This is a genomic window from Mycobacterium sp. ELW1, from assembly GCF_008329905.1.
Classification (GTDB): Bacteria; Actinomycetota; Actinomycetes; order Mycobacteriales; family Mycobacteriaceae; genus Mycobacterium.
Window position 1 is genome coordinate 3,582,029 of sequence record NZ_CP032155.1, and the last position, 13,621, is coordinate 3,595,649.

A 13,621-nucleotide genomic window follows, 5' to 3' on the forward strand; every position below is an offset into this window, starting at 1 on the left:
CGCTTCGACCGCACCACATTACCGGGCGCCTTCTCCTCAGCCGCCGACGAAGCTCAGCCGGACCGATCGGCGCGGATTGTCCCGGTTCAGGTCGACCAGCACGATGCTCTGCCAGGTGCCCAGCAGCGGCGTGCCGTCGGCCACCGGCACGGTCACCGACGGCGCGACGATGGCAGGCAGCACATGATCCGCGCCGTGCCCCGGCGAACCGTGCGAGTGGCGGTATCGGTCGTCGCGCGGGAGCAGGCGATCCAGGGTGTCGAGCAGGTCGTGATCGGAGCCGGCCCCGGTCTCGATGACGGCGACGCCGGCGGTGGCGTGCGGGACGAACACATTGCACAGTCCGTCACCGCGGCCGCGGCAGAACGACCGCACCTCGTCGGTCAGGTCGACGATCCGGCGCCGCGAGCTGTCGATGTCGAGCACGTCGGTGTCCACGGTTTCCAGCCTAGGCGACCTGGCCGAAACCGTTGCCAGCTCATATCGAGGGGAGGAAGGTGAACAGTGCCGGTGGCGCCACCGGGGCGCCGCCCCGAGTCGAAGGGGGTGGACCGTGCACGCACGATCTACCACGTTTGCCGCGCGCCCGGAATCCATCGATGCCGGTATCGCGGTCTTCCGCGACGAGGTGATGCCGGCTCTGCAGGGCATGACCGGATGTGTGGGCATGTCACTGCTGACCGACCGCGAGTCGGGCCGCTGCATCGTCACCACCGCCTGGACGGACGACGCGGCCATGCACTCCAGCGCCGACGAGGTCCGGCTGTTTCGCGATCGGGCGGCCCAGGTGCTCGGGGCCACCGCAACGGTGGACGAGTGGGAGATCGCCGCAGTGCATCGCGACCACCGCTCCGGCGCGGGTGCCTGTGTGCGGGCCACCTGGCTGCAGGCCAGGCCCGACCAGTTCGAGCAGGCCGTCGAGTTCTACAAGACGACGGTGCTCCCGGAGATCGAGCAGCTCGACGGGTTCTGCAGCACGAGCATGATGTGCGACCGTTCCACCGGCCGTGCCGTGGTGTCGACCACGTATGACAGCCAGGACGCACTGGAGCGCAGCCGCGACGCGGCACGGTCGCTGCGGACCGCACTGCTGCGCGATCTGGGCGCCGACCAGCTCGACGTCGGCGAGTTCGAGCTGGCGATCGCCCGGCTGCGGGTCCCGGAGCTGGCCTAGTTCCAGAGGACAACCCCGGGACTTAAGGCCCTGCCCCGGGCCCGTTCGCCGGGGCAACGTTGCAGGCTATGAGCAAGCAGAGGCCGGTCCTCGCCACGTGGATGGCGGCCGCCGGGATCGCCGCGGTCTACCGGTGGGTGCTCCGACCCGCGATGTACGGGTGGGGTGCCACCGATGCGGAGGTCGCCGCCGAGCTGCCCGGCGACGCCTTGGTCGAACCGGGAAGCGCCCGCACCACCCGGGCGATCACCATCGACGCGCCCGTCGAGGAGGTCTGGCCGTGGTTGGTGCAGATCGGCGAGAACCGCGGCGGTTTCTACAGTTATGACGTTCTCGAGCGTCTGGTCGGGACCCGGATGCACAACGCCGACGTCGTCCACCCGGAATGGCAGCAGCTGCAGGTCGGTGACACGGTGTGGCTGGCTCAACGGTATGGCCGGCGGGCCAGTCAGCTGGTCGCGGAGATCGTGCCCAACTCGCATCTCGTGCTGATGTCGGCGGCGGACTACGAGCGGGTGCAGCGCGGCGAGAAAGCGTTCGGATCATGGGCGTTCTGTCTGCGGCCGCAGTCCGGGGCGACCCGGCTGCTGGTCCGCGGCAGCGGCGCACCGGTCGGCCAATCAGCCTTCGACATCGTGCATTTCCTGATGGAACGCGGGATGCTGCGCGGCATTCGCCGGCGGGCGCAGCGGCCGGCTCGCCCGGCGCCGCTTCCGCACTGACACCACTTCAGCGCCTACGCCGGATGATCGCGCGCAGTTTGTCCAGTCGGCCGGCGATCTCACGCTCGACGCCGTGGTTCGTCGGCTTGTAGTAGTCGACGCCCACCACTTCGTCGGGTGGATACTGTTGCGGCACAACACCATCGGGGTCGTCGTGCGGATACCGGTAGCCGACCGCGTTGCCGAGCTTGGCGGCCCCGGCGTAATGCCCGTCACGCAGATGCGCCGGTACCAGACCGGCCTTGCCGCTGCGGATGTCGTTCATCGCGGCACCGAGCGCGGTGGTCACGGCATTGGATTTCGGCGCGGTGGCCAGATGCACGGTCGCGTGCGCGAGGGTCAGCTGCGCCTCGGGCATGCCGATCAGCTGTACGGTCTGCGCGGCGGCGACCGCGGTCAGCAGTGCCGTCGGGTCGGCCATGCCGATGTCCTCGCTGGCCAGGATCATCAACCGGCGGGCCAGGAACCGGGGGTCCTCCCCCGCCACCAGCATCCGCGCCAGATAGTGCAGCGCAGCGTCGACGTCCGAGCCGCGGATCGACTTGATGAACGCGCTGATGACGTCGTAGTGCTGGTCGCCGTCGCGGTCGTAGCGCACCGCCGCCTTGTCCAGCGACTGCTCGATCACCTCGACGGTGACGTGCTCGCCGGATTCGGCGGCGACTTCCAGCGCGGTCAGCGCACGTCGGGCATCCCCTGCCGACAGCTGCACCACCAGGTCGACGGCGTCGTCGTCGACCGTGACCGCGCCGCCCAGCCCCCGCGGGTCGTCGATCGCGCGCAGCAGCACGGTGCGGATGTTGTCGGCGGTCAGCGGCTGCAATTGCAGGATCAGGGAGCGCGACAGCAGCGGCGCGACCACAGAGAACGACGGGTTCTCGGTGGTGGCCGCCACCAGCAGCACGATCCGGTTCTCGACCGCCGCGAGCAGGGCGTCCTGCTGGGTCTTGGAGAAGCGGTGCACCTCGTCGATGAACAGCACGGTCTGCTCGCCGTAGGCCGCGGCGCGCCGTGCGTTGTCGATGACGGCGCGGACTTCCTTGACTCCGGCGCTCAGCGCGGAGAGGGCCTCGAACCGCCGCCCGGTCGCCTGAGACACCAGCGACGCGAGCGTGGTCTTGCCGGTGCCGGGCGGTCCGTACAGGATCACAGATGCGGCGCCGGAGCCTTCGACCAGGCGGCGCAGCGGTGACCCCTGGCGCAGCAGGTTCTCCTGCCCGACGACCTCGTCCAGGCTGGCCGGGCGCATCCGGACGGCCAGCGGGGCCGACGTCGGCGCCGCCGAGCTGACCCGGGCGTCGGCGTCGCCGGGCACGTCGAACAGGCTGTCGGACACGCCCCCAGACTTACCACGTTCGTAATGTGGTCGTCGTGACTGCGCGCGGCTGGGCCCTGTTCGCCGCGATGAGCGTCATCTGGGGCATCCCGTATCTGTTGATCAAAGTGGCCGTCGACGAGGTGTCGGTGCCGGTGCTGGTGTTCACCCGATGCGTCGTCGGCGCCGTGCTGCTGCTGCCGATGGCAGTCTCGCGAGAGGCCCGCACGCTGCTGCGGCGGCACTGGAAAGCAGTGGCGGCGTTCGCGTTCTTCGAGATGATCGCGGCCTGGCTGCTGTTGTCGGACGCCGAGCGGCACCTGACGAGCTCGCTGACCGGGCTGCTGATCGCGGCCGCCCCCATCATCGCGGCGATTCTGGACCGGCTGACCGGTGGTGAGCGGCTCGGGCCCGCCCGGTTGTTCGGGCTCGGGGTTGGGCTCGCGGGTGTGGCGGTGCTGGCCGGGCCCGGATTGTCGGCCGGTGGCGCGTGGCCGGTGATCGAGGTGCTGCTGACCGCGACGTGCTACGCGATCGCGCCGCTGATCGCCGCGCGGTATCTGGCCGACGTGCCGGGCCCCGCTCTGACGTCGGCGTGCCTGGGCCTGGCCGCACTGGTGTATCTGACCCCGGCGGTCCTGACCTGGCCCCGGCACGCATTGACGCCGCACGCGTACGCGGCCATCGCGACGCTGGCGGGAATCTGCACGGCGCTGGCGTTCGTGGTGTTCTTCGCGCTGATCAGGGAGGTGGGAGCCACCCGCGCGCTGCTGTTCACCTACGTCAATCCGGCGGTGGCGCTGGTCGCCGGGGTGCTGCTGCTGCGCGAACCGCTGACCTGGTTCCACATCGCCGGGCTGGTGCTGATCCTGACGGGTTCGGTGCTGGCGAGCCGGACGACCCCGGCCGGGGTGGCAGCTCGGAATCCGTCAGAAAACGTCGCCGACGAGTAGTCGGCAGGCCACGTCGACGTCGGCCAGCGCGTCCTCGGGGCGCAGCGCACCGCCGACTGTCCAGGTGAGGATCCCGAACGCGGCCTGCTGGACCAACCGGGTGCGGCGCAGCTGCTCGGCGGTGGGGTTCTCGACGCCGGCGATGTCGAGGATGAGCTCACGAAGCGTGGGATCGTCGGGAGCGTCTTCCTGCGCCCGGACGATCTGCGTCGAGGTGATCATCGCGTGCGCAAGATGCTTGTGACGCAATAGATTTCGACACGCCGCCACCATCAGGTCGGCAATGTCTCCGGCCGGGTCGCCGCTGGGTGGCGGCGGACGGAACTTGGACACCTGGGCGAAGAGCACCGCGGCGAACACGTGGTGCTTCGAAGGGTAATAGCGGTACAGGGTGCGCAGCGCCACACCGGCGTCGGCCGCGATCTCCTGGGCCCCGATGCGGTCGATCTCTTTGGTAGCGCCCAGCCGGGCAGCGGCCGCGAGGATGGCGCCACGGCGATTCTCCTGGTCATCGGTCGCCGGGCGGGCCGGCGCCCGGGGCTCTCCGATCCGCGGCACGTCACTCAGTATCGGGCATGAGCTACCGGACCGCGCAGTGGTACCGATCAGCGGGACCCTGCCCTCCGGTTTGGGCACGGCACGTAACGATCGGTAGGTGTCCTATGCGAAATACGGTCCATGGGCGGTGATCGCCGGCGGTTCTGAAGGCGTCGGCGCCGAATTCGCCCGCTTGTTGGCGGAGTCGGGCGTGAATCTCGTTCTGGTGGCACGCAAACCGGAGCCCCTCGAGGTGACGGCCGCGAAATGCCGTGAGCTCGGCGTCGAAGTACGCACTGTGGCAACCGATCTCGTGTCGCCCGCCGCGCTCGACGAGGTGACCGCGGCGACCGACGGGCTCGAGGTCGGGTTGTTCATCTACAACGCGGGCGCGAACACCTGTAGTGCTGAGTTTCTCGACGCCGACCTGGCCGACTTTCAGCGGGTGGTCGACCTGAACATCACCACGATGATGGCGCTGACGCAGCACTACGGCCAGCTGATGCGGCAGCGGCGCCGCGGCGGAATCCTGCTCGTGGGCTCGATGTCGGGATATCTGGGCTCGGTGCGCCACACGGTGTACGGCGGGGTGAAGGCCTACGGCCGCATCTTCGCCGAGGGGCTGTGGCTGGAGTTGCGCGACTACGGCGTCGACGTGCTGGAGCTGGTACTCGGCGTCACCCGCACGCCGGCGATGGAACGGGTCGGCCTGAACTTCGACGTGCCCGGCATGCGGGTGGCCGACCCGGCCGACGTCGCCCGCGAAGGGCTGGAGCAGTTGCCGAACGGCCCGGTGTTCGTCGCGGGCGGCAACGCGGAAGACGTTGCGCGGCGCAATGATCCGGATCGCACGAAGGTGGTGGCCGGTGCGCACCGGATGATGCAGAAGTTGATGGGGCTGACGTAGCCGTCCCCAGATCGGCGTCCATCCCCAGGGCGGCTCCGCGATCAATTTTTTGTCAGTGGTTCGCACTAGTGTTCGAAGTGTGAGTGGGATCGATGTCATGCGGGAGGCACGCGCTCGATACCTCGAGTGCGTGGCCGCAGTCGATCTCGATGAGCTTTCCTCGGCCGACCGTTTTGGTGCTCGAGGAGTGGGAGTCCGCAATACGTCATCAGGTCGCGCTATCTCACACATTGATTTCTCGGCTAGAACAGGTCGAAGGCTGCCCGCCGGTGGCGATCACCTTGGCCGACGTACTGCGGATCAGCCCGCGTGAGGCCAAACGGCGTATCCGGGATGCCGAGCAACTCGCACCCCGCCGAGCGTTGACCGGTCAGCCGCTACCGCCACTTCTGCCGGAAACCTCGAAGGCGTGGCATGAGGGGCGACTCGACAGTGAACACCTGCGGGTGATCCAGAAGTTTTTCCGCGACCTACCCGATCACGTGCCCCCGGTCGAGGTTGAGAAGGCCGAGAAGTCATTAGCCGACAAGGCGTCGGTGTTGCGGCCCGATCAACTCGAGAAAGTCGCCCACCGGTTGGCCTTGCATCTCAATCCTGACGGGACATTCTCCGACGAAGACCGAGCCCGCAAACGCGGCTTCGTCTGGTGCGGCGGCCAACAGGTCGACGGCATGAGCGTGGGCCGATTGATCGCCGACCCCGAGCTGCGGTCGCTGATCGACGCTTGGATGGCAAAGTTCGCCGCACCGGGAATGTGTAATCCGGCCGACGAGAGCCCCACCACCACCCCAACCGGCGAAGTCGCCGAGCGGGATCTCCGCAGTTATGGCCAACGTCAGCACGATGCGCTCAAGGCCCTGCTGCGAGTGTCGTTGGGTGATCCGAAGTTCGGCCAGCACAACGGGTTACCGGTCACAGTGATCGTGTCGGCGACCCTGCAGGACATTCAGGCCAAGACCGGGCATGGGGTCACCGCCGCCGGCACGTTGCTGCCGATCTCGGAGGTCATCCGGCTCGGCGCCCACGCGTATCACTATCTGGCCCTGTTCGACAAAGTCGATGGCCGCGGGTTGTGGCTGGGCCGCACCAAACGCGTCGCCTCGGCCGATCAGCGAATAATGCTGCACAGCAAGGAACGTGGCTGCACACGCCCCGGATGCGACGCACCCGGCTATCTCACCGAAGTGCACCATGTCGACGAATGGGCCGATGGCGGCCTGACGAACATCGACAGGCTCACCCTTACCTGCCGACCCGATCACCGGCTACTCGACCAAGGCTGGAGAACGCGAAAACTCGCCAATGGCGACACCGAGTGGATCCCACCACCCGAACTACCCATGCTGCATCGCGGTACCAACGACTATCACCATCCCGAGCAGCTGCTCGGGAACGACGTCGACCCGCCCGCCGAAGACACCGGCGACCCGGCTGCCTGATTTGCGGTCGGCGAGCCAGCCGCCTAGTTGGTCGCGCCCGCCAACGAGCGGGCGATCCGCGCCGCCGATGCGGCGACCAGTGGCTGACATCGCTGCGCGAGCACCCGGTCCGAAGTGACCAGCCCGATCGCGGCACGCGAACCGACCGTGGCGGCCACCGACACCATCGGGCCGGCGTAGTCACCGTGGCGCACGACGACGCGGCGGCGGACCTTGTGCAGTTCGCCCCACCACGTCGCGTCGGGCTCCCAGCCCTGGACATAACTCAGTTCGGCGACCACGTCCTCCGGCGACAACCCGGCCAGCGCGGCGACGCCCAGCGCCACCCGGTGGGCCGGGATCCGCACGCCGACCGAGGTCGGCACCTGCCGCGCCGACGGCCCGCCCAGCTTGTCCAGATGTACGACCTCACCGCGGTCGAGCAGGCCCAGATGCACCACCGCACCGGTGCGCACCTGAAGCTCGTGCAGCACCGGCGCCGCGACCGACCGCAGCCGGACGTCGGCACTGTCACCGGTGCCCCACGCCGAAGTCCGCGCGCCGAGCCGATAGCCGCGACCCGAATGCGTCAGCCACTGCAGCCGCACCAGCTGGTCGAGAATCCGGTGCGTGGTCGAACGCGGCAGATGCGCCCGTGCGGCGATCTGATCCAGCGTGAGACCTGCTGACGTGTCGTCGAACGCGTCGATGATGGCCGTGAACCGGTCGAGCATCGAGGCCGGCGCGGTATCGGTGAGAGCCGCGGTCATCAGCACTCCTGTCCGGTTGGGGAGAATTCGTTCTACCGCACCGTAGCGGTCTCGATCACCGGGACGCAAGCATCCGACCGGTGTGGCGCCGGTTAGACAAGCACTGTGCGGATCGGACTGTCGACGCCGATGGTGATGCAGCTGCCCGGGGTGTCCTCCGCATGGGAGACCACCGCAGGCGTCGACGACCTGGCCCATATCGCCCGCACCGCTGACGAGCTGGGCTTCGACCACCTCACCTGCGCCGAACACATCGCCGTCCCGGTCGGCGACGGCGCGCAGCGCGGCCTGACCTACTGGGATCCACTCTCGACCTTCGGCTTCCTGGCCGCCCACACCACCCGGATCTCGCTGACGACATCGGTGGTGGTGCTGGGCTATCACCACCCGCTGGACATCGCCAAGCGGTTCGGCACGCTGGACCGGCTCAGCGGCGGCCGACTGGTCCTCGGCGTGGGCGTCGGGTCGCTGGCCGAGGAATTCGACCTTCTCGGCGCATCCTTCGACGACCGCGGTGAACGCGCCGACGACGCGATCCGCGCACTGCGCGCGTCGCTGTCGACCACCCGGCCGTCCTACCGCGGCAGCCATTACGCATTCGACGGGTTCGCCGTCGAGCCCTGCGCCGTGCAGGAGCGGGTGCCGATTCTGGTCGGCGGGCGCACCCTGCGATCGCTGCGCCGCGCGATCCGCCTGGCCGACGGCTGGATACCGTTCGGCCTCACCACCACCGAGATCGACGCGATGCTGGCCAAAGAGAACGTGCCGCCGGGTTTCGAGGTGGTGCTGTCGACCGGCCGTGCCGTCGATCCGATCGCCGATGCCGACCGAACGGTCAAGCGGCTCATCGCGTTACGCGATGTCGGCGCCACCGCGATCACCTGTTCGGTGAGCGCCGACTCCCCCGAGCACTATTGCGACCAGCTCGCCGCGCTCCGGGATCTGGCCGGCGAACTGTAGAGAGGAAGCCCGTGAGCGATACCTTGGAGAGCCTCGCGCGACGCGTGAAAACCCTTGAAGACGAACGCGATATCGCCCGTCTCATCGCCTCCTACGGACCGCTCGTCGACTCGGGTGACCCCGACGCGGTCGCCGCGCTGTGGGCGGTCGACGGCGGCTACGACACCGGTGACTGGCAGATGTCCAGCCGCGACGACGTCGCCGCCATGGTGCGCTCGGAGGAGCATCGGGGCTTGATCGCCCGCGGCTGCTGCCACTTCTTCGGCCCGCCCGCGGTCACCGTCGACGGCGACGAGGCCGTCGCGATTTGCCAGTCGATGCTGCTGGTGCGCCGGGAGTCCCGCGGCTTCGCCGTCGCCCGGGCCGGCGTGCACCTCATCCGCCTGCAGCGCGCCGACCACGGGTGGGAGATCGTCAGCCGCACCGCCCGCCAACTCGACGGCAGCGGTCAGGCCATGACCCTGATCGCGGAAGGACTCGCCCGATGAGCGGCGCACTGGAGGGCAAGGTCGCGCTGGTCACCGGCGCCGGCGCGGGAATCGGTGCGGGCATCGCGCGCAGGTTCGCCGACGAAGGCGCCCGCGTTGTCGTGGCCGAATTCGATTCCACGGCAGGCACGTCGGTGGCCGAGGAGATCGGCGGACTGTTCGTCGCCACTGACGTGTCCCAACGCGACCAGGTGGAGAACGCCGTCGCCGCAGCAGTGACCGAATACGGGTCGATCGATGTCCTGGTGAACAACGCCTGGGGCGGCGGCGGTATCGGCCGGGTGGAGAACAAGACCGACGACGAATTGGCCCATGGTCTCGCCGTCGGCTACTACGGCCCGTTCTGGGCGATGCGAAAAGCGTTCGGCCACATGAAGCAACGTGGCTGGGGCCGGGTGATCAACATGTGCAGCCTCAACGGCGTCAACGCGCACATCGGCTCGCTGGAGTACAACGCCGCCAAAGAGGCGTTGCGCACGCTCACCCGCACCGCCGCACGGGAATGGGCGCCGACCGGGGTGACCGTCAACGCCATCTGCCCGGCCGCCAAAAGTCAGGCGTTCCTGGCGGTGGCCGCCCAGCATCCCGAGATCGCGGCGATCGCCGACGCCGCGAATCCGATGGGCCGGATGGGCGACCCGTACGACGACATCGCCCCGATCGCAGTGTTTCTGGCGAGCGAGGGCTCGCGCTACCTGACCGGGAACACCCTGTTCGCCGACGGCGGCAGCCACATCAACGGTGTGGCCTGGGCGCCGGACCTGGGCGACTAGTTACCGCAGCGGCAGACCGGTCAGCGCCCGCGCGATCACCAGTCGCTGAATCTCGCTGGTGCCCTCGAAGATCGTGAAGATCTTGGCGTCGCGGTGCATCCGCTCCACCGGGTAGTCGCGGGTGTAGCCGTTGCCGCCGAGGATCTGGATCGCCTCGTCGGTGACGTACACCGCGGTCTCGCTGGCGAACAGCTTGGCCATCGACCCCTCGGCCGACGCGAACGGCTTGTTGTTGCGCATCATCCAGCCGGCCCGCCAGATCAACAGCCGGGAGGCGTCGATGCGGCTCTTCATGTCCGCCAGCTTGAAGCCGGTGCCCTGGAAGTCGCCGATCGGGCGGCCGAATTGTTCGCGCTGGCAGGAGTATTCGAGCGCGTACTCGTAGGCGGCCCGGGCCACGCCCAGTGCCATCGCGCCGACCGCGGGCCGGGTGCGCTCGAATGTCGCCATCGCCGCCTGCCCGGAGGTGCGCTTGCCTTCCCGGGCGCGGGCGATCCGCTGCTCGAACTTCTCCATCCCGCCCAGAATCAGATTGCCTGGCACGCGGACGTTCTCGAGAACCACCTCGGCGGTGTGCGAGGCGCGGATGCCGTGCTTCTTGAACTTCTGCCCCTGTGAGAAGCCGGGGGTGTTCGGCGGAATGATGAACGTCGCCTGACCCCGGGTTCCGAGCTCGGGATACACCGAGGCCACCACTATGTGGACGTTGGCGATACCGCCGTTGGTGGCCCAGGTCTTGGTGCCGTCCAGCACCCACTCGTCGGTGGCCTGCTCGTAGCGGGCGCGGGTGCGTACGGCGCCGACGTCGGAACCGGCGCCGGGCTCCGAGGAACAGAACGCCGCCAGGTGCGGATCGCCCGGGGTGCCGAACATCTCGGGCAGCCAGTGGCCCAGCTGCTCGGGGGTGCCGTTGGCGGCCAGCGATGCGGCGGCCAGCCCGGTGCCCAGGATCGACAGCGCGATGCCGGCGTCGCCCCAGAACAGTTCCTCGAACACGGTGATCATCCCGAGGCCGGAGGGTTCGACGGACATCTCGGCGAAAAGCTCAGGGGTGTAGAGGCCGACCTTGGCGGCCTCTTGGATCAGCGGCCAGGGGGTTTCTTCGCGCTCGTCCCACTCGGCGGCCGCGGGTCGCACCACGTCGGCGGCGAACTGGTGCACCCAGTCGCGGACGGTGACGACTTCTTCTGGCAGTTCAAGGGAGAAAGTCATGGCTGTGCAGGCTCCGGATCAAGTCGTACCGCGTCGGCCGCACCAAGTGACGACGACCAGACTGCAGTCGGCGGTAAATCGTTACAGTGAACGACTGTACACCGAGTGGGAACCGATCGGACCTGCGACATTCGTCACATGTTCAACGAAATCAGGCGGGCTGGGTCACGAAGTCGATGAGTTCCTCGACCCGGCCGATCAGTTCAGGCTCCAGATCGGTCCAATCCCGCACCGACGACCGGATCCGCTGCCACGCCCGGGCGATGTCGGCCTGGTTGTTGTGCGGCCACCGCAGCGCGGCGCAGATCCCGTGCTTCCATTCGACGTCGCGTGGGATCGACGGCCACGCACTCAACCCGACGCGCTCCGGCTTGACGGCCTGCCAGATGTCCACATAGGGATGGCCCACCACCAGCGTGTGCTCACCGCCGGGACCACGCCGGACGGCGTCGGCGATGCGGGCCTCCTTGGAACCGGTGACCAGGTGATCCACCAGGACGCCGAGCCGACGACCCGGACCTGGCCGGAAGTCGGCCACGATGCCGGCGAGATCGTCGACCCCGCCGAGATACTCGACGACGACGCCCTCGACCCGCAGATCCTCGCCCCACACCTGCTCGACGAGTTCGGCGTCGTGCCGGCCCTCGACATAGATGCGGCTGGCCAGGGCGACCTTGGCGCGGGTGTCGGCCACCTTCACCGAGCCGGATTTCGTGCGTTGCGCGGCCGCCGGTGCCTGCCGACGCAGTCCGGTCAGGATCACCGGCCTGCCCTCGTACAGGAAGCCCGGCCCGAGCGGAAACACCCGCCGCTTGCCGTTGCGGTCCTCGAGTTCGACCCGCGGTCCTTCGACGCCGACCACCGCGCCGACGAACCCTGATTGCGGGTCCTCGACGACCATTCCAAGTTCGACGGCCTGCTCGGTCGAGCGGGTTCGGTTCGACCTGTGCGGGTTGTTGGACAGTACGTCGGCGCCATAGCGATCAGCCACCCGGCGATCGTAGGGGCCGCCGCCGCGAATGCGGCCCTGTCGCGCGGCGCGTCGGCATATCCTCTCGGCAACAAAAGGGGATCGTCGATGGTGCTCAAAGTTGCGGTGTCACCGGACATGATGGGCGGCGACGTCGACGAGGGCTACGGCAAGGTGGCCGACGCCTTCCGCGCGAATCTGGCGTCCGGCAAGGAGATCGGCGCCGCTGTGGCGGTGTATCGCGACGGCATCAAGGTCGTCGACCTGTGGGGTGGTTACCGCGACGGAACAGCCAGGGCACCGTGGCAGGCCGACACGATGGTCAACATGTTCTCCACGACCAAGGGTGTCACCGCGATGGCCTTCGCGGTGGCGGTCTCCAAGGGGCTGCTGTCCTACGACGCCAGGGTCGCGGACTACTGGCCGGAATTCGCCCAGTCCGGCAAGGGCGGGGTGACCGTGCGCCAGCTGCTGGCCCATCAAGCCGGCTTGTGTGCGCTCACCCCGGCCCCGAGCCTCGCCGACGTCGCCGATCCGGACCGGCTGGCGCCGATCCTGGCCCGCCAGGCCCCGGCGTGGCGGCCGGGCACCCGGCACGGCTACCACGCGATCACGTTGGGCTGGTACCAATCCGAATTGATTCGCCGGACCGACCCGGCGGGCCGCACGGTGGGCCGGTTCCTGGCCGACGAGATCGCCACGCCGCTGGGGCTGGATCTGCATATCGGCCTGCCTGCCGAGGTCGACCGCAGCCGGGTCGCGCACCTGCATCAGTGGAAGCGGGCCGAATCGCTGCTGCACCTCAACGTGATGCCGGCCGGCTTTGCGCTGGCGGCGCTGAACCCGGTAGGACTGGCCGCCCGAGCCACCGGCGTGCCCAGCGACGTCAAACCGTGGGATGGCGATTACAACCGCGACGAGGTGCGCGCGGTGGAAATGCCGTCGAGCAACGGGATCGGCACGGCCCGCGCGGTGGCCCGGCTCTACGGCGCGGCTGCGGCCGGCGGTGCCGACCTGGGTTTGACCGGCGCGGTGCTGGACGACCTCGCCGGGCCCGCGCCGACGCCCAGCGGTGGCATCCGCGACCGGGTGATGAACGTCAAGATCCTGTACTCGCTGGGTTTCTGCAAACCGGTGCCGGCGGTGCAGTTCGGGTCGTCCGACAAGGCTTTCGGCACACCGGGTTTCGGCGGATCGTTCGGATTCGCCGACCCCGACACCGGCATCGGCTTCGGCTACGTGATGAACCGCCTCGGCTTCCACCTGGCCAGCGATCCACGTGAACTGGCACTGCGGCAGGCGGTCTTTCGCGACGTGCTCGGAGCGCGGCCGCAGTCGTGAGAGGCCACCGGATCGACGTGAGTTGATGACTCGCCCCGCAACGGCGGGGGCGACTGGAGGCAATCGTCCCTGTGTCGGGGG

The 13,621-nt window shown here is 68.7% G+C and carries 15 protein-coding genes; 9 read left to right on the forward strand and 6 right to left on the reverse strand.

Going from position 1 to position 13,621, the window contains the following annotated elements:
* Nucleotides 1-36: 36 nt before the first annotated feature.
* A complete protein-coding gene (locus D3H54_RS16895) occupies nt 37-426 on the reverse strand; it encodes a secondary thiamine-phosphate synthase enzyme YjbQ (RefSeq protein ID WP_210419744.1) in 390 nt (129 codons plus the stop codon).
* A 127-nt stretch (nt 427-553) separates the two neighbouring features.
* Between D3H54_RS16895 and D3H54_RS16900 the strand changes: the two genes are divergently transcribed.
* Nucleotides 554-1,174 carry an antibiotic biosynthesis monooxygenase gene (locus D3H54_RS16900; protein WP_149380027.1) on the forward strand — a complete coding sequence of 207 codons (621 nt, stop codon included), beginning with the start codon at nt 554-556 and terminating at the stop codon, nt 1,172-1,174.
* 68 nt (nt 1,175-1,242) lie between these two features.
* Entirely contained in the window at nt 1,243-1,896 is a 654-nt protein-coding gene (locus D3H54_RS16905; RefSeq protein ID WP_149380028.1) for a hypothetical protein, read from the forward strand.
* 7 nt (nt 1,897-1,903) lie between these two features.
* Here D3H54_RS16905 and D3H54_RS16910 read toward each other — a convergent pair whose 3' ends face one another.
* Complete coding sequence (locus D3H54_RS16910) at nt 1,904-3,232, reverse strand: replication-associated recombination protein A (protein ID WP_149380029.1); 1,329 nt, start codon at nt 3,230-3,232, stop codon at nt 1,904-1,906.
* A gap of 35 nt (nt 3,233-3,267) precedes the next feature.
* Here D3H54_RS16910 and D3H54_RS16915 point away from each other — a divergent pair, with 35 nt between their 5' ends.
* Complete coding sequence (locus D3H54_RS16915; protein WP_149380030.1) at nt 3,268-4,164, forward strand: DMT family transporter; 897 nt, start codon at nt 3,268-3,270, stop codon at nt 4,162-4,164.
* Here the strand turns inward: D3H54_RS16915 and D3H54_RS16920 are convergent.
* Entirely contained in the window at nt 4,141-4,722 is a 582-nt protein-coding gene (locus D3H54_RS16920; RefSeq protein ID WP_149380031.1) for a TetR/AcrR family transcriptional regulator, read from the reverse strand. The genes D3H54_RS16915 and D3H54_RS16920 overlap by 24 nt on opposite strands.
* 97 nt (nt 4,723-4,819) lie before the next feature.
* On the opposite strand from D3H54_RS16920, the gene D3H54_RS16925 reads away from it, so the two are divergent.
* Together D3H54_RS16925 and D3H54_RS16930 are read left to right on the forward strand one after the other, a co-directional pair.
* Nucleotides 4,820-5,608 carry an SDR family NAD(P)-dependent oxidoreductase gene (locus tag D3H54_RS16925; protein ID WP_149380032.1) on the forward strand — a complete coding sequence of 263 codons (789 nt, stop codon included), beginning with the start codon at nt 4,820-4,822 and terminating at the stop codon, nt 5,606-5,608.
* Nucleotides 5,609-5,700: 92 nt separating this feature from the next.
* Nucleotides 5,701-7,047, forward strand: coding sequence for an HNH endonuclease signature motif containing protein (locus D3H54_RS16930; protein WP_168214894.1), 1,347 nt, complete (start codon nt 5,701-5,703; stop codon nt 7,045-7,047).
* A gap of 23 nt (nt 7,048-7,070) precedes the next feature.
* On the opposite strand, the gene D3H54_RS16935 is transcribed toward D3H54_RS16930, so the two are convergent.
* The gene (locus tag D3H54_RS16935) at nt 7,071-7,796 is read right to left on the reverse strand and encodes an IclR family transcriptional regulator (protein WP_149380033.1); all 726 of its coding nucleotides are present in this window, start codon (nt 7,794-7,796) and stop codon (nt 7,071-7,073) included.
* A 105-nt stretch (nt 7,797-7,901) separates the two neighbouring features.
* Here D3H54_RS16935 and D3H54_RS16940 point away from each other — a divergent pair, with 105 nt between their 5' ends.
* From D3H54_RS16940 to D3H54_RS16950, 3 genes are read left to right on the forward strand one after another with little or no spacing between them, the layout of a single operon-like run.
* Nucleotides 7,902-8,756: an LLM class F420-dependent oxidoreductase gene (locus tag D3H54_RS16940; protein WP_149380034.1), complete on the forward strand. Its 855-nt coding sequence runs from the start codon at nt 7,902-7,904 to the stop codon at nt 8,754-8,756.
* Between the two features lie 44 nt (nt 8,757-8,800).
* Entirely contained in the window at nt 8,801-9,244 is a 444-nt protein-coding gene (locus tag D3H54_RS16945; RefSeq protein ID WP_286198903.1) for a nuclear transport factor 2 family protein, read from the forward strand.
* Complete coding sequence (locus D3H54_RS16950; RefSeq protein ID WP_149380036.1) at nt 9,241-10,017, forward strand: SDR family NAD(P)-dependent oxidoreductase; 777 nt, start codon at nt 9,241-9,243, stop codon at nt 10,015-10,017. Before D3H54_RS16945 ends, D3H54_RS16950 begins: the two co-directional genes overlap by 4 nt.
* Here the strand turns inward: D3H54_RS16950 and D3H54_RS16955 are convergent, their stop codons facing one another.
* Entirely contained in the window at nt 10,018-11,229 is a 1,212-nt protein-coding gene (locus D3H54_RS16955) for an acyl-CoA dehydrogenase family protein (protein WP_115319687.1), read from the reverse strand.
* Nucleotides 11,230-11,380: 151 nt separating this feature from the next.
* Nucleotides 11,381-12,220, reverse strand: a complete 840-nt coding sequence (locus D3H54_RS16960; RefSeq protein ID WP_149380037.1) for a DUF3097 domain-containing protein — start codon at nt 12,218-12,220, stop codon at nt 11,381-11,383.
* Between the two features lie 87 nt (nt 12,221-12,307).
* On the opposite strand from D3H54_RS16960, the gene D3H54_RS16965 reads away from it, so the two are divergent.
* Nucleotides 12,308-13,540: a serine hydrolase domain-containing protein gene (locus D3H54_RS16965; RefSeq protein WP_149380038.1), complete on the forward strand. Its 1,233-nt coding sequence runs from the start codon at nt 12,308-12,310 to the stop codon at nt 13,538-13,540.
* Nucleotides 13,541-13,621: the final 81 nt, after the last annotated feature.